This window comes from Thalassotalea montiporae, assembly GCF_053485855.1.
On the sequence record NZ_JBQRUO010000001.1, the window covers coordinates 1204810 to 1219452 of the forward strand.

The 14643-nt window shown below is 42.4% G+C and carries 16 protein-coding genes; 8 read left to right on the top strand and 8 right to left on the bottom strand.

What is annotated here, in order from left to right:
• Nucleotides 1-19: 19 nt before the first annotated feature.
• Complete coding sequence (locus ACSLUR_RS05215) at nucleotides 20-1171, bottom strand: iron-containing alcohol dehydrogenase (protein ID WP_448552446.1); 1152 nt, start codon at nucleotides 1169-1171, stop codon at nucleotides 20-22.
• Between the two features lie 153 nt (nucleotides 1172-1324).
• Between ACSLUR_RS05215 and ACSLUR_RS05220 the strand changes: the two genes are divergently transcribed.
• Nucleotides 1325-1606, top strand: coding sequence for a hypothetical protein (locus ACSLUR_RS05220; protein ID WP_116014172.1), 282 nt, complete (start codon nucleotides 1325-1327; stop codon nucleotides 1604-1606).
• A gap of 270 nt (nucleotides 1607-1876) precedes the next feature.
• A complete protein-coding gene (locus ACSLUR_RS05225; protein ID WP_448552449.1) occupies nucleotides 1877-3310 on the top strand; it encodes a GAF domain-containing sensor histidine kinase in 1434 nt (477 codons plus the stop codon).
• Nucleotides 3311-3389: 79 nt separating this feature from the next.
• Here ACSLUR_RS05225 and ACSLUR_RS05230 read toward each other — a convergent pair whose 3' ends face one another.
• On the bottom strand, nucleotides 3390-3905 hold the full coding sequence (locus tag ACSLUR_RS05230; RefSeq protein ID WP_448552451.1) for a hypothetical protein: 516 nt from the start codon (nucleotides 3903-3905) through the stop codon (nucleotides 3390-3392).
• Between the two features lie 227 nt (nucleotides 3906-4132).
• The gene (locus tag ACSLUR_RS05235; protein WP_448552453.1) at nucleotides 4133-5161 is read right to left on the bottom strand and encodes a choice-of-anchor H family protein; all 1029 of its coding nucleotides are present in this window, start codon (nucleotides 5159-5161) and stop codon (nucleotides 4133-4135) included.
• Between the two features lie 242 nt (nucleotides 5162-5403).
• Here ACSLUR_RS05235 and ACSLUR_RS05240 point away from each other — a divergent pair, with 242 nt between their 5' ends.
• The 4 genes from ACSLUR_RS05240 (at nucleotide 5404) to ACSLUR_RS05255 (ending at nucleotide 8576) form a co-directional block, all read left to right on the top strand.
• Nucleotides 5404-5637, top strand: coding sequence for a PepSY domain-containing protein (locus tag ACSLUR_RS05240; protein WP_448552455.1), 234 nt, complete (start codon nucleotides 5404-5406; stop codon nucleotides 5635-5637).
• Between the two features lie 41 nt (nucleotides 5638-5678).
• Nucleotides 5679-6356, top strand: coding sequence for a response regulator transcription factor (locus tag ACSLUR_RS05245; protein ID WP_448552457.1), 678 nt, complete (start codon nucleotides 5679-5681; stop codon nucleotides 6354-6356).
• A gap of 142 nt (nucleotides 6357-6498) precedes the next feature.
• Nucleotides 6499-7857 carry an ATP-binding protein gene (locus ACSLUR_RS05250; RefSeq protein ID WP_448552459.1) on the top strand — a complete coding sequence of 453 codons (1359 nt, stop codon included), beginning with the start codon at nucleotides 6499-6501 and terminating at the stop codon, nucleotides 7855-7857.
• Nucleotides 7858-7928: 71 nt separating this feature from the next.
• Nucleotides 7929-8576 (top strand): DUF998 domain-containing protein, encoded by a 648-nt coding sequence (locus tag ACSLUR_RS05255; protein ID WP_448552461.1) that lies wholly within the window; start codon nucleotides 7929-7931, stop codon nucleotides 8574-8576.
• A 112-nt stretch (nucleotides 8577-8688) separates the two neighbouring features.
• Here ACSLUR_RS05255 and ACSLUR_RS05260 read toward each other — a convergent pair whose 3' ends face one another.
• A complete protein-coding gene (locus ACSLUR_RS05260; protein WP_448552463.1) occupies nucleotides 8689-9372 on the bottom strand; it encodes a cupin domain-containing protein in 684 nt (227 codons plus the stop codon).
• 245 nt (nucleotides 9373-9617) lie between these two features.
• Here ACSLUR_RS05260 and ACSLUR_RS05265 point away from each other — a divergent pair, with 245 nt between their 5' ends.
• A complete protein-coding gene (locus ACSLUR_RS05265) occupies nucleotides 9618-11279 on the top strand; it encodes a DUF3300 domain-containing protein (RefSeq protein WP_448552465.1) in 1662 nt (553 codons plus the stop codon).
• A 235-nt stretch (nucleotides 11280-11514) separates the two neighbouring features.
• Complete coding sequence (locus ACSLUR_RS05270; protein WP_448552467.1) at nucleotides 11515-12351, top strand: polyphosphate kinase 2 family protein; 837 nt, start codon at nucleotides 11515-11517, stop codon at nucleotides 12349-12351.
• A gap of 117 nt (nucleotides 12352-12468) precedes the next feature.
• Here ACSLUR_RS05270 and ACSLUR_RS05275 read toward each other — a convergent pair whose 3' ends face one another.
• The 4 genes from ACSLUR_RS05275 to ACSLUR_RS05290 form a co-directional block, all read right to left on the bottom strand.
• Nucleotides 12469-12666, bottom strand: coding sequence for a hypothetical protein (locus tag ACSLUR_RS05275; RefSeq protein ID WP_115999727.1), 198 nt, complete (start codon nucleotides 12664-12666; stop codon nucleotides 12469-12471).
• 59 nt (nucleotides 12667-12725) lie between these two features.
• On the bottom strand, nucleotides 12726-12968 hold the full coding sequence (locus tag ACSLUR_RS05280) for a hypothetical protein (protein WP_448552469.1): 243 nt from the start codon (nucleotides 12966-12968) through the stop codon (nucleotides 12726-12728).
• Between the two features lie 237 nt (nucleotides 12969-13205).
• The gene (locus ACSLUR_RS05285) at nucleotides 13206-13805 is read right to left on the bottom strand and encodes an MlaC/ttg2D family ABC transporter substrate-binding protein (protein WP_116014157.1); all 600 of its coding nucleotides are present in this window, start codon (nucleotides 13803-13805) and stop codon (nucleotides 13206-13208) included.
• A 105-nt stretch (nucleotides 13806-13910) separates the two neighbouring features.
• Nucleotides 13911-14501, bottom strand: a complete 591-nt coding sequence (locus tag ACSLUR_RS05290; protein ID WP_448552472.1) for a TetR/AcrR family transcriptional regulator — start codon at nucleotides 14499-14501, stop codon at nucleotides 13911-13913.
• Nucleotides 14502-14643 lie beyond the last annotated feature (142 nt).

Genomic DNA, 14643 nt, shown 5'->3' on the forward strand with positions numbered 1-14643 from the left:
TATTAGCTACTTCCTATTATTATAGGCTTAGCTCAATAATTTTTCGGCTACGTTCTATGGTAACCGCTTTGGTTTCGCCCATCGCAGTTTGACCATGGCGCTCTAATTGCGCTACTAAAGCATCAACAACTTCACTTTCAAGTTGATAGTCACTTAATCGCGTTTTCATTTTTACTTGTTGGAAAAACTGCTCGGTTTTAGCAATGGCAAGACGAATTGCATCGTCGGCGTTTTCTTCTTCAATGTGCCAAATCCTGCGTGCAAATTGCAGCAACTTCGCTTGTTTTTCCTCGCGCATTTCCCACATCATTCTTGGTAAAATAATCGCTAATGTTTGTGCGTGATCTAGGCCGTATAACGCAGTAATTTCATGGCCAATGCCATGGGTTGACCAGTCTTGTGGCACGCCAGCACCAATTAAGCCATTAAGCGCCATAGTCGCACTCCACATCACATTGGCGCGCGTGTCTGCATCGGGCTCAGCGAACATTTTAGGGCCTTCTTCAATCAGTGTTTGCAATATACCTTCGGCAAATCTGTCTTGGACTTTGGCATTAACGCTATACGTCAGATATTGCTCCATTACGTGAACAAACGCATCAACAATACCATTGGTGATTTGACGTTCTGGCAGGCTTGCCATCACGCTTGGGTCTAAAATTGCGAATTTGGGCTGTACCAGTGGTGAGCCAAAGGCGAATTTGTCTTTCGTTGCTAATTTCGAAACGACCGCGAAGCTGTTCGATTCAGAGCCGGTTGCCGGTAAAGTGAGTACGACACCTAGTGGCACAGCATCAGCCACTTTGGCATTTTTGGCGAGAATGTCCCAAGGTTCACCGTCAAATTTTGCTGCTGCGGCAATGAATTTACCGCCATCAATGACTGAGCCGCCACCGACGGCAAGAATAAAGTCAACTTGCTCTGATTTGACCAGCTCAACAGCTTTCATTGTTGTTTCGTAACTTGGGTTAGGTTCTATTCCTGAAAATTCAACAACTTGGTGTTCTGCTAGGGCGTCACAAACTTGCTGATGTACGCCGTTACTTTTGATACTACCGCCGCCATAAGCCAGCAGTACTTTGTGGTTTTTATCAATGGCAGAAGCAAGTTTAGCAATTTGCTGTGTACCAAAATGAATACAGGTGTTATTGCTGTAGCTAAAATTTAACATGGCGCATCCTTTGAGCAGAAAGTTAGAAATTATTGAGCGAAGTTATTGAGTAATATGGCGCGAATTCGGAAAAGATCAATAAGATGATATGAATCAAAGTCACTAAACAGGCTTATGTTATGGTGATTTAGAAGGGCGTGTGGAGAGAAGCTTATGTCCGAAGAAAAAACCATAAAAGTTCTTAAAATTTGTATTCTTATTGGTATTTGCCTGTTGTTACTTGGCCACTACTTGATCAGTTATACTAATATTTCTCAGACCATGGGAGTTACAGGTATGGTACTTAGTGCCGCATGTATTGCACTTGGTTTAATATTTAGTTTACCCACCAAAATGTATCTTACTTTTTTACTGGTTACTCGCGAAAATCGTCAAGCTCAATGTTTACAGCAAGCAAAGTCTCAGAATACAAAGCCTGAGCAGAAGAAAAGTTAGCTACTGTAACTGATTGCTGCCACCTGTAAATATGCTGCTGTTCGTTATTGGTGGTATTGAGTTAGCAAATGCTTGAAAAGTTTATAAAAAGCAATATTCGAACTGCATTTGTCACGCTCACAGGAAATTAGCCTAATAATAAGTTAATCGATTGATTTATATCAAAATAAAATAGTGTTGTTGGTGAAGGTAGATTTAAAATCCGCTAAAGTGCTAGGATGTGAGCCTAGCAAATTGCTGTGTGTTAAGTAGTAACCTTAAGTTGTAGCCATGACCCAAATTCGACGCCCAATCAATACCGCCTCATTAAATGAACAACTTGCCTATTGGCAACGAGCTATGGAGCTTGAAGAAGGGCGCAATGAAGTTTTACGCATGGTGGCATCGGGTGATTCGCTTGATTCTGTGCTAAATACTTTATGCCATAAAGCACAAGTGTATAACCCCAATATGTACTGTTCGGTGCTATTGCTGGATAACGAAGCGAAAACCTTGCACTCCGTTGCTTCATCTTCACTGCCTGATTTTTATTGCGAAGCGTTAAATGGCACTACCATTGGTATGGGCGTAGGTTCATGTGGTACAGCCGCTTTTATTGAGCAGCGCGTCATCGTTGAAGACATCAATACGCATCCATACTGGGTGCAATTCAAGGGTTTGGCGCTAGAAGCTGGTTTACAATCATGTTGGTCTGAGCCGATTATTGGTCAAGATGGTCGTGTATATGGCACTTTTGCAATGTATTACAGCACACCTTGCAAGCCTACTGATGAAGATATTCAGTTTATTGAGTTAAGCGCCAACCTCGCCGCGGTTGTTTTTGAGAACGATTATAATCGTCAGCAATTGTTGGATGCCAATACGAAATTGAGTTTGACGGTTGATGAACGCACCAGCGAACTTGAAGCGACAAATAAAGCACTTGCCAATCGTATCGAACGACAAGCTCGACAGCAAATTGAGCGAATTGAAGAAGAGAAAATGCTAACCACTAATGCGTTATTGTGTGGTTTTGCCCATGAAATTAGCACGCCAATTGGCAATAGCTTGACCACGGTTAGCGCGATTGTTGATAAAATTGAGAAGTTGTTTGATGCGCTAGAAAACGGTGTTATGTCTCGCCGCGCATTTGAAGAGCACCTTACACAACTGCATCAGCTTTCTGAAATTAATAAGAAAAACCTCATTAAAGCAGATTCGCTGCTGAGCCAATTCCAGCAGCTGGATGCCAAGCAAGTCAGTGATGTTCAACAAACGTTTGAATTGAGCACTTTTTTTGCGGAAGTTAAGGCAAGTTTGCATAGCGTATTAGGCGATCATCAATTGTTTATTGACTCGCAGGAATTGCCTATCACTTGTGTGAAAGAGTGTTTGTGGCAAGTGTTCTATCAGCTAATTGAAAACTCATTGGCCCATGGCTTTATTGGCAAAGCACAGGGCAATATTCACATTAGTGCGATACGCAAAGGCAATGAAATTGTTATTAACTATCAAGATGATGGTTGTGGTATTGATCAGCAACATAGCGATAAAGTTTTTGAACCTTTCTATACCACGCAGCGCAATAGCAACAAGATTGGCTTGGGTTTGACAACAGTGGGCAGCTTAATGGGTAACGTGCTCAATGGTCGAATTCAATTACAAAACTCGCCAGTAGGCGCTCGCTTCGAAATTACGTTACCAGGGCTTAGCCTAGTGAGTTAACAAAGGTTAGTTAAGGGCTTTTCGTTAACAAAAGTTAGTCAAGAGTAGCTAGCTGGACCTAATTTAGTGCCTGAGTGCTTTACTCGGGCTTATTGACAACTGGCGCTTGAGATTTACTATGAACAGCGTCACAAGCAGCATTTTTTTCTTGAATTGATTTGGCGTCTTGGTTAACAAGTGCTTTTAAAATCAGTTGATTACATTTTTTCTCTTGTGCCGATAATTGCGTGCTGTCGCCATAAGAGATAGTGGCTACCATAGGTTGGAAGTTAACCGCAGCCTGACAATACATTTCCTTATAATTTTGATGATGCCAGTACGGGCTTGTGCGATTGGATAGTGCCGAACATATTTGATTGAATAATGACTTGGCCTTAACGGTACAGTCAGAATATTCAGGTGAGTTACGGTCGTTATCAAAGCATACCGTGTGATTAAGTACTCGCCATTGACTATGACTAAACGGAATATGAGTGTCTTGGTATTCAATTGTCAGCGATGTTTCTGTGAGTGATAAGCGCTGATCATTTACGTCTTGTATGCTTTCGCCAAGCGCAGTGATATATGCGGTTAACGCAATTGCCGAGGCAGACATGCTAGCTATCCTTATTGGTATTCAAATAATCCTAGGGTAATTGTGCTTGTGGTTATGCTTGCATGAGTAAGTGCCTAATGCCTGCAATTTTTCTAGCGGCACTCACTTAGCAGCCCACTTTACAATCTAATTTTCAATCGAGTCTACAACTACACTGAATATATAATATTCCGGCCTAAGTTTTCAAACTAACTTGGTATTCGCCAGCGCAAGTATTTCAACTTTCATTAATACTGTGAACGGCGTCGCCACAGCATTGCTCCAATGATGGCTAGGCCAAACCATGCAAAACTGCCGCCATGGACATGAATTTCTTCTTCGTAATAAACATCGTAGTTTTCACTTTCAAGCGGTAAAGCGTATAAACTGCTGCTGTCATCACTGCTGTAGGTGGCAACAATATTGCTGTAACCCACTTGGTAAAGGTCAATGAGCACATCATAGTGATCTGTTTGGTAGCCACTGGCTAACGTGCTTAATACTTCGTATTGGTCGTCAGTTGACTCACCAAAGATCATAAAGTTATCGGTCGAGTAGAAGTATTCCCAGTCTCTGCCGTTTTGGCGAAGATAGATATCGGCGTATACCAATGCTTCATTAACACCATTGTAGGTATAAACATCGGCATCGAAAGTCACGCTAAAGGTGCGAAAGAATCCGTCGGCGTCAATGTCATCAAACAAGCGCGTAACAGCGTCAAATATACTAAATTCTTGACGAAAACTACGTGCGGCCTTTATTTCGATTTTCTGCTTACTGGTCGGTAATTGGCTTAGTGCTTTGGCTGCTTGATGCTCGGCACGAGAAATTCTGGTGCTAACTGGTAGCAACGGCGCTTCACTAAGCTTTTGATTTGCTGCTGAAGGTAATTGATTAACGCCGTTGATATTGCTGTTACTATCATTATCAATACTTTGCAGCTCGCGAGTGTAATCAGCAACAACCTTAATTTGCTGAAACTCACTTGGCTGCTCTGCTGCTAGCAGTTGATTGGCAAGCGTCGTTGATGTCTCTTCAATTGTTGCCTCTTCGGTTGTAGATGTATGCTGAGTTTGCTCGTTGGCTTCGGCAGTCAGTGCAATAAATAGCAAACACCAAATACAAGCAACAAATTTAAACCAGCGTACTTCTTGTCGATTAGCTTGGCGCTTGCGCAGTAGCTGCTTTATTGCCGCATGCTTACCTTTATGCTGTTTTTTCATGGCCAATAGGCGTGCTTTGTTGGCAGAATGTTGAGTTGTAATTTCAGTATTCATCTTGTGCCTCCTGTTGCAATTGAGGCTTATTAAAGCAACGCACAACTGAATAAAAACTGAACTTTGAGTTCAGCAAATGTTCAGTTTATTTCTCCTAATCTAAGGCAAAATTGGCAAAAACATTTCATCTGCGATTGCATTCTTTTACACTAAAGTGATTAGATAAGCTCTGTAAAATAAAGCAATAAAATAAGGTTGTTATGACAAGGTTGGCGTTAATATTCATTTCATGCTGTTTGCTGTTGGCGACTACGCCTACGGCGACTGCTCAGCCTTATTTTGATAAGCAGCAAGGCGGGCAAAGTCGCTCGAAAGGGGTTACGGCTCAGCAAGCGGCAAAAAAGGTGCAGTCGCGCTTTGGCGGTAAAGTACTTAAAGTGCAGCAGTCCGGTAATGGCTATCGCGTTAAGTTGATCAAAAAAGACGGCCGTATTGTCAGTGTTTTTGTTGATGGTAGTGGCAAAATAAAAGGCTAATGGATTTTGCTTAATCACTCACAGTAATAGAGGAGTTGTCTGTGCGTTTATTACTTGTTGAAGACGATCAACAGCTACATGAAAATTTAAAATCTTCACTGGCTAAGCAAGGGTTTAGTATTGACTCGGCATTTGATGGCGAAGAAGGCTTATACCTTGGCAGTGAGCACCCGTACGATGCTGCAGTGATTGATATTGGTTTACCGAAAAGAGATGGTATTTCATTGATCACTGAGCTTAGGGAGCTTGATATTAAGTTCCCGATCATTGTCCTAACAGCGCGCGATCGCTGGCAAGATAAGGTGCAAGGTTTAGACGCTGGCGCTGATGATTACCTTACCAAACCATTTCAGTATGAAGAATTACACGCTCGACTGAACGCACTTATTCGCCGCAGTGCAGGGCAAGCAAGCCCTGTATTAACGAGCGGCGCGCTGAGTATCAATACAGCGAGCCATCAAGTATTGGTTAACGATCAAGAGGTGTCACTGAGTAGTTATGAATACCGACTGATTGCTTACCTGATGCTACAGCAAGGCAAAGTAGTCTCTAAAACGAGCTTGACCGAACACTTATATGATCAAGACTTTGACTTAGACTCAAATGTGATTGAAGTGTTTGTCAGGCGCTTGCGTAAGAAACTTGACCCTGAGGGTGAACATAATTTTATCGAAACCTTACGTGGTCAAGGTTATCGTTTGCGCACCATTGATAGTTAAACATTGATAGTTAACTAATGGCAGCTAACCAGTGACAGTTAACTTGTATTCGAGTGAATTTGTGCTCGAGTCAAATTTACGCTAGCGAATGCCACTTAGCTCAGAATTTTTATTCCAATATTTATGCCAATAAGAGTAGGTGATGGACGTACCTTCGTTAAAATCCCGACTAATCGCCAGTGCCGTAGTAATGCTATTTGTATTGCTACCGGCTATAGGCTTTACCCTTGATGATGCTTTTGCCAAGCATTTGTTAAAAGCCGTTGAACAGGAGTTAACCGCTCATAGCTACAGCATATTGGCTGAAACTGATTACATCGACGGTGAACTTTTAACGCCAACCAACTTTCAAGAAAGTCAGTTTAATGTGATTGACTCTGGCTTGTATGCGCTTATTTCCGATCAAATACCGATAGTAGGAACGCCTACAGAAACAACAAATCAGCGCTTGATTTGGCATTCTGACTCCGCACTTAATATTACCTCAATGGATAACTTGTTTTACCCTGCGCAAGGGGAGCGGGCATTTTACTCGGTGACTTTCGCAGAGCAAGCGATGTTTGTTTCCAGCTTTTCTGTTAACTTTGCCGATCTTAACCAAGATATGCCGTTAACCTTACACATCGCTAAAAGCCAGCAAGATTATATGGCAGCGCAAAAAGCGTTTCGTCAGCAACTGCTGATCTGGCTGGCGATTATTGCCATTGTTTTTGCCGCCGTGATGTGGTGGTGGCTGTCGTGGACGTTAAAACCGTTAAAACAACTAACTCACGAACTAAAAACCATCGAGCAGGGCGACAGTGAGTCAGTTGCAGGTGATTACCCAATAGAGGTAAAGCCAGCAATTAGTCAGCTCAATAATCTGCTAGCTAACGAGCAGACTCAACGACTCCGTTACCGCAATGCGCTTGCGGACTTAGCGCACAGCTTAAAAACACCCTTAGCGACGATTAGCAGTGCCGAAGCGGTGTCTAGTGAAATTCAGCAAGAAGTCAGCAAGATTAACCATATTGTCGAACACCAGCTGAAGCGCGCGCAAAGTGCTGGCCAGTCAGCTTGGCGCTTGAGTGTTGATGTTAAGCCTTGCATCGATAAGTTATTGTCAGCTATGGCAAAAATTTATCGTGATAAAACAGTCACCGTCGCTGTTGAAGTGGCTGACGGCGCTAAATTCAAAGGCGATGAAGCCGATTTAATGGAAATTCTTGGTAATCTGCTCGACAACGCATACAAAGCCGCGACAGCAAAAGTGGCGGTAACGGTGAATGTGAGTGCCAAGTATTTAACATTATCGATAGCGGATGACGGGGTCGGTATTTCTGAGCACAAACGGGACAGCATTATGCAGCGCGGTGTGCGGGCTGACACCTATGAACAGGGTCATGGTATCGGATTAGCGATTGTCAGAGATATAGTGACTAGCTACCAAGGAAAAATTGATATCAAACGTGATGCCGAATTAGGTGGAGCACTGTTTGAGTTATCATTTCACATCAACTGAAGCTAGCGCTTGGGTTGCAGCTCAGTTAACCCAGTTTTTTATGGTTCTCATGGTTTTGTATGGAGACAAATTTGATCAACGCTCTAGAAGTTATCGCAGGTTTATCTGGGCTTATTGCGACTATTTGGATAACCATTGGCGTTTATATCGCGGCCAAGTTCTATCCCAATTACAATCACAGCAATCAATTCTGTAGCGAACTGGGGGCGGCTGGCAGCCCAACAGAGAAACTATCACCGCTGATCAATAACTATCCTTTAGGCGCAATTTTTTGTGTATTTGGCTGGTACGTTCAAGCGCGTGCTGGCTCCGATATAGCAATACAGTCAACTGGCTATTTAATTATTATTCATGGCCTAGGCACTTGGGTTGCGGGCTATTTCCCTATGGATAGAGACCCGTATACAAAGGAGCCAACCCACAGCTGCAAAGTCCACTCTTGGGCTGGCTTTATTATGTTGCTCTCGTTATTAATTGCGCCCATGTTGGTGGCATTTAGCGGTGATAATTTAGCTCTGCCAACATGGTTTAGAATTGCGTCTGTACTGACGGTGATATTGGCAACTTACTATTTAGTAAAAATGGCAAAATCAGTTAAACAATCACAAGCTCAAAAAGATGCTGGCATAGCAAGTAAGGTTGGCCTATACCAGCGAATTTCTTACTGGATAAAATTAATCTGGCTAAGTGCATTCTCAGTCATATTAGTCCAGAGTTAGCTTTGCTCGCTTTGTTAGGCAATTGCTTTATTAGGCAATTGCTTTATTAGGTAGCGAGCTCACTAGCTGTTTGTTATCTGCTGATTATTGCTTGATGGAGCTATTAAACATTTTAAACGGGTTGGTATGGATCAAAAGGCAGGTGCCCCGTTTTTACCCAAATAATCGTTTCTTGCTCTACAAACGGGTGATGCTGACTCATATGGGGGCTGCGCAGCCAGGTTCCGATAGGGTAGCTACCTAACTCGTCTTTGAATTCACCAGATAACACCAATATTTCTTCACCACCAAAATGGCGGTGAGGTTTAAATTTCTCACCTGCAGGCCATTTCACTAAAGCGACGTGCTCTCCTTCGTGTTCATGCAATGGCATCACTTGCAATCCGCCTTGGCCAGGTAACCAAGCTGCTGTTTGCGTATTCACCCTGACTTGTGCGGTGTCAGACTCTTGGAATTGATGTAATTTGACGAATAACGTGCAGCCATGCTCAGAGTACGGGGCATGCACAAAGCCTTTGGGATTACGAATATAAGTACCCGCTGGATAGTCACCGGTTTGATCTGAAAATACGCCATCTAATACCAGAATCTCTTCACCTAACGGGTGATTATGCTCTGAAAAAGAAGCGCCAGCGTCATAACGCACTATGCTAGTTGCATGGCCTTGTTCTGCTTCTTCTCGGGCCAAAGGTTTGCGCCATACTCCAGCCTTGGGGCTAGCCAGCCAGCTTTGCTGTGCTGTTGATACAACAACGCGCTGTTCAAAATTCATGTTCAAATTGCTAATTGCAGTCATGTGTTGCTACTTCGATTGGATTTATTACCGTATAGAAACATTATAACAAGCAGTTGAGCAGCGACTTATTCTTGTTTGTTTTGGCTCATATAAATCATGTCTTTAGCAACAACATTATGAGCGAGAAGGTTGTAAGCTAGAGAGTAAATATGAGCTGCTCGGCATTTGCTCGAAAATTGTTCAGCAATAATTCAGCTTGCGGTTTTTATAGTAAAAGGCAACTCGTCAAGAGAGGGATTTTTATTATGAAAACTCACTTGTTCAACCCCAGGTTATTGCTGACTGCTGCGCTAACGAGTGGATTAGCCTTCACTAGCACAGTGGCTCTCGCAATCGATTCTTATGCAATTGATTACAGTGATAGCGCCTATCAATCGAATGAGCACTCGTCAGACAATCACCAATCAAAAAAACACAATTCTGCTAACCGTGATGAGCAAGCATTGCTTTCTCAAGCACAATTAGCACAGCTTTTGGCACCCATTGCTTTGTACCCCGACAGCTTACTTAGCCACATTCTGATCGCTGCTAGCTACCCCCTAGAGGTTGTTGAAGCTTACCGTTGGCGTGAGCTGCAAGGAGATGTCTCAACACAAACACTAAGCGAACGAGCCTCGCAGCAGGACTGGGATGCAAGTGTTATCGCGTTAGTGCCGTTTGAGACTGTGCTTGAGCAAATGAATAAAGATTTAACTTGGCTGCGACAACTTGGGGATGCGTTTTTAGCCCAAGAGCAAGATGTGCTCGATAGTATTCAGTCACTGCGCCTGCAAGCTCAAGAAGCAGGAAGTTTAGACGCGATTGATAAAGTTGATGTTGAATACGAGCAAGAAAAAATAGTGATTGTGTCGCGTGAACCAGAAGTGGTTTATGTGCCATATTACGACACTCGTGTGGTTTATGGCGATTGGCGCTGGCGTCATTACCCACCTGTTTACTGGCGACACCGCTATAAGTTTCACCGCCATCACCATGATTATTGGCCTATTACATGGCACCGAGGTGTTCATATTGGTGTTGGCTTCTTTTTCAGCGCATTTCATTGGCATAACGGCTATGTGGTGATCAATCATCGTAGAAATTTCCACAATCACTATCGCCACTATTACCGCAAACGCCATCACATTTTATATAGCGGCTATAGCAAACGCTGGCACCATAAACCTTACCACCGTCGCAATGTTGCCTATCGCACGGCAGTGGTTAAAGAAAAATATCGCAGCCAGTACCCTCATAAGCGTAATCACGCGGTGCGTTATGTCAGCAAAAGCTCAACTAGCGGCAAGAGGGGGATAAAAACCCATAAGCACAATGCTCTGCAACATAACTACAAGCGTAAACATGACACTTTTAAACGTGTAAAAGGCGATTTGAATAAACGAAGCAGCAGTGCGTCAAAAACCAGTGTGATTAAAACCAGTGCGCCAAAACAGTATCAGCGAAATAGTGCGAAGCTTGTGCATAAACAAGATCGCCGATCAGCTAAGCGTGACAACTTTAAGCGCAACCAGTCAAACCGTCACACTACCAGCTCTAAAGCTGGCATAAAGCGTGTTCAAGCGAAACCTGCTCAAGTAAATAGCACCATTCGTCAACAATCAGCTAGTCGCCCAGCTAAGAAATATTTTGCCAGCGCCAATAACAAGAAAAAGCCAGTTGCCAATATCAATAGTCAATTGCGTCATCAGGCTGCTGGCAATGCTAACAAGAAGTATCAAAAAGCAAGTAAAAACGGCGGTTACAAAAACAGTGCTTATAAAAAGGTGAAACAAAGTCGAAAAAGCTATAGCAAGTCGGCAAGTAAGCCTGCAAAAAATTATGCGCGCAGTAATTATAAGAAACGCAATCATACGTCGAGCAGGCAAAGTGCAAGTCGCTCTCAGAGTCGAAAACAACGTCAGCATTAAGTAATGCCAGCATTAAGTTAATCTCGGGCAACTATTCTTCAGTTCAGGGAAGTAATTGGCGGTGTTTAGTGCAATTAAAAATGCAAACTAAGCACTAGGCACTCGCCTTTTGCTATCAACTCCTATAGCCATAACGCTTCGATAGCTTGATAAATATCAAGTAGTTAATAATTAGGGCTGAGCATGTTTATCCTGTGCTTGTGGTGAGATTTGTCTTCTTCTATAGTCAGTTTACTTGACCCTATTTATTTTTAGTTCCATGCATTTACCTTCTGACATCAAAGTCTTACCAAGCGAACAACTTGAAGCTGTAGATTTAACGCAAGCGATTGAAGACAAACCCAAGTACGAAAAGCAGCTTAAAAAATGGCAGCAACGAATGTTGCAAGTGCAACAAGCGTATTTTAGGCAAGGTAAGCGTGCTTTAATTGTTTTCGAAGGTTGGGATGCCAGCGGCAAAGGTGGCGCTATCCGTCGATTGACGGAAAAGTTAGACCCAAGGGGCTTTACGGTTTATCCCATTGCGGCACCGGATCCAATTGAGCAAGCAAAGCATTATTTATATCGGTTCCAAACCAAATTGCCAGCGCCAGGTGGTATTGCGATTTTCGATCGTTCTTATTATGGCCGTGTATTAGTAGAGCGGGTTGAGGAATTTGCTAAACCTAATGAGTGGCAGCGAGCTTATCAAGAAATTAATGAGTTTGAGCGTTTGTTGGCAGATGATGATGTGCGCATTGTCAAAGTGTTTTTGCACATTAGTGGCGATGAACAGCTAAAGCGCTTTAAAGAACGTTTGCACAACCCTATTAAGCGATGGAAGCTAACCGAAGAAGATATTCGCAATCGTGAAAAGTGGGATGATTATCATGTTGCCATTAACGATATGCTTAAATTTACCAATACAAATCATGCCCAGTGGCAAGTGATCCCAGGCAACCGGAAATGGTATGCGCGTATTGCGGTGCTAAAAGCAGTGGTTAAAGCGATGGAAGCGGGCGTTGATACGAGTATTCCTGAGCTTGACGAAGCCGTTGTTAAAGCCGCAGAAAAAGCACTGGGTGAATCGTAGTTATACTAGTAATTCACAATAGTCATTAGAAAAGTAATCACCTGAACTGGCCGATATAAGCTTAACTAGTTGCGCAGGCTAGGCTAGTTAGTCGTTGTTGGCTAGGTTAGGTTCAGGTTAGGTATTGGTGAGATATTGCTGATAGCCTTGGATACCAAAGTAGCGGATCGACTTTTTATGTTTCACTCGCTTCGCTATTAATGTTTCACCGCAGTAAATTCGCACAATTTGTTTATCGCCATTGCTGTCTGTGTCAAAGCAATGGGCGTCGTTAAGGCGCAAGTCGTCAAACTCGCTACGCATAATTAACTTCAATTTTAGACCTTTAACTGGTATGAAAACTCAATTTATTTCGATATCGCATTTGCAACGAGCTATAGCCCGTTGATTTCCTTATTCACAGTATAACCTTCATCAGTCACGATTTTTTCTAATACTTGTACACGCTCTTCTAATTGTGCGACTTGTGATTTGAGCGCAGCATTCTCTTTACTATTTTCCGCGTTGTATTTCAGTGACTTTTCTTTAAAACGTAGGTGCTTTTGATATATGTCGTACATTACACCAAAGCCGACAGAAATAAACACGATAAGCACAACCATAGTCGTTCCAGACATTCTTAGCCTCCATTACGTTGCCTGTTAATCAGCAGTATATCGGCTGATATCTAAAATTCATAGTGAGTAGGACTCTTAATGAGTGGAAGCAGGTAAATAGCCATTTTGCGGTAAAAAAAGAGCCACATTTCCAATTGGTAATGTGGCCCGAAGAGAGTAAAGGAAAAAATGTTTAGGTGGAATGCTTTAATCAATAAGTTCAATTAACAACACTGATTTAACAATTATTAAGCCAAGTTATTTTGCGATAGATGCTAGCTCTAGCGTAACTTGTGACAAACCTTGTTGTTGAATTTTACGATTTAGTTCTGCTTTTTTACTTTCAAGCAATGAGATACCTTCAACGACCATATCAAATGCTTTCCATTGGCCTGTTTTCTTGTTCCGACGCATTTTGAACTGAATCTCAATTTCAGGTGCATCCTTATCAATAATGCGCGTTGAAACCGCAACAACACGTTTGCCTTCAAAAGATTTTTCCGGCTCATAAATCACTTGTTGGTCGGTATAGCTGGCTAATGCCGTAGCATAAGTTCTAACTAAGTAATGGCGCATTGCGTCGGCAAATTTATTGCGCTCTTCTTTAGTGGTTTTCTTTAATTGCTTACCTAGAATGCGAAATGCTGCATATTTGTAGTCGACATGTGGCATTAATTCTTCTTCAACAATAGTGCGCATTAAATCAGGGAATTTCGCTAATTCTTGCTGTTGTTGGGCGATGCGGTTAAACAAGCTATTGCCTGTAGTCTCCAGTGTTTGGTATGGCGACACGCTAGCCGCTTGCACCGTAAACATACTGCTAATCAGCAATACGATAGTAGTTAATACCTTATACATAATAAAACCCTTAATATCAGTTAAACCGACCAGTTGGTCTGTTAAAAATTAGATACAAAAAATGACCACAGCGAGCAGTAAATTCATTGATCTTGTTTGTTTTGGTTAGTTGCTACGTCTAAGCGACTGAATATAATTGCAAAGTTCCGCCATCACGGTTTGGAACAATGCTTTTTCTTGCGTGCCTTTACTCAAACTTGTTGAGCCGTTAAACACCGAAACAATAAAATATGCGACCTGAGAATAATCAATATCATTTCGCAATTGACCGCTTATTCGTCTTAAGTTCTCAGAAATAAGCGTGTTTAGTTTTTGTTGCATCAGTAGAGTACGCAGTCTAAACCCTTCATCAACACTTGCCATTTCCAAGCATAAATTGTTGAGTGGACAACCACATACTACGTCTTCACAGCTCATATCGTTTGCTGAGTCATGAAAAAAATTACAAAGCCCTTGAATTGGATCGGCTTGTGTAACCGCAGGCTCCCATGAAGCAAGGAACATTGGTGTAAATATTTCTTCAATCACCGCATAACCAAGCTCGTGCTTGTTTGCAAAGTGATGGTAAAGCGCACCTTTTGAGATATGACAGCGAGACAAAATTGTCGATAGACTCGTCGCTTGAAATCCGTTTTTACGAATTTCTTCACCACTGACCTCTAGTATCAATTGCCGCGTTTGTTCTGGATCTCTCATGAGTCTCTACCTTGACTAGCTTGATAATATATTAACCGACCAGTCGGTCTGTTGGAAATGAAAAAAAGTTATAACCTAGTCAGTTTTGGACGAAATGTCGCTTGGGTGCAGTTTTCATATGCGGCGATTTCCTAAGTTAACC

Excerpts from the sequence above, each read along its gene's own strand:
- ACSLUR_RS05225 (WP_448552449.1), top strand. The coding sequence starts at position 1,877 with ATGACCCAAATTCGACGCCCAATCAATACCGCCTCATTAAATGAACAA.
- ACSLUR_RS05290 (WP_448552472.1), bottom strand. The coding sequence starts at position 14,501 with ATGAGAGATCCAGAACAAACGCGGCAATTGATACTAGAGGTCAGTGGT.
- ACSLUR_RS05230 (WP_448552451.1), bottom strand. The coding sequence starts at position 3,905 with ATGTCTGCCTCGGCAATTGCGTTAACCGCATATATCACTGCGCTTGGC.
- ACSLUR_RS05260 (WP_448552463.1), bottom strand. The coding sequence starts at position 9,372 with ATGACTGCAATTAGCAATTTGAACATGAATTTTGAACAGCGCGTTGTT.
- ACSLUR_RS05265 (WP_448552465.1), top strand. The coding sequence starts at position 9,618 with ATGAAAACTCACTTGTTCAACCCCAGGTTATTGCTGACTGCTGCGCTA.
- ACSLUR_RS05285 (WP_116014157.1), bottom strand. The coding sequence starts at position 13,805 with ATGTATAAGGTATTAACTACTATCGTATTGCTGATTAGCAGTATGTTT.
- ACSLUR_RS05280 (WP_448552469.1), bottom strand. The coding sequence starts at position 12,968 with ATGTCTGGAACGACTATGGTTGTGCTTATCGTGTTTATTTCTGTCGGC.
- ACSLUR_RS05235 (WP_448552453.1), bottom strand. The coding sequence starts at position 5,161 with ATGAATACTGAAATTACAACTCAACATTCTGCCAACAAAGCACGCCTA.
- ACSLUR_RS05215 (WP_448552446.1), bottom strand. The coding sequence starts at position 1,171 with ATGTTAAATTTTAGCTACAGCAATAACACCTGTATTCATTTTGGTACA.
- ACSLUR_RS05250 (WP_448552459.1), top strand. The coding sequence starts at position 6,499 with ATGGACGTACCTTCGTTAAAATCCCGACTAATCGCCAGTGCCGTAGTA.
- ACSLUR_RS05220 (WP_116014172.1), top strand. The coding sequence starts at position 1,325 with ATGTCCGAAGAAAAAACCATAAAAGTTCTTAAAATTTGTATTCTTATT.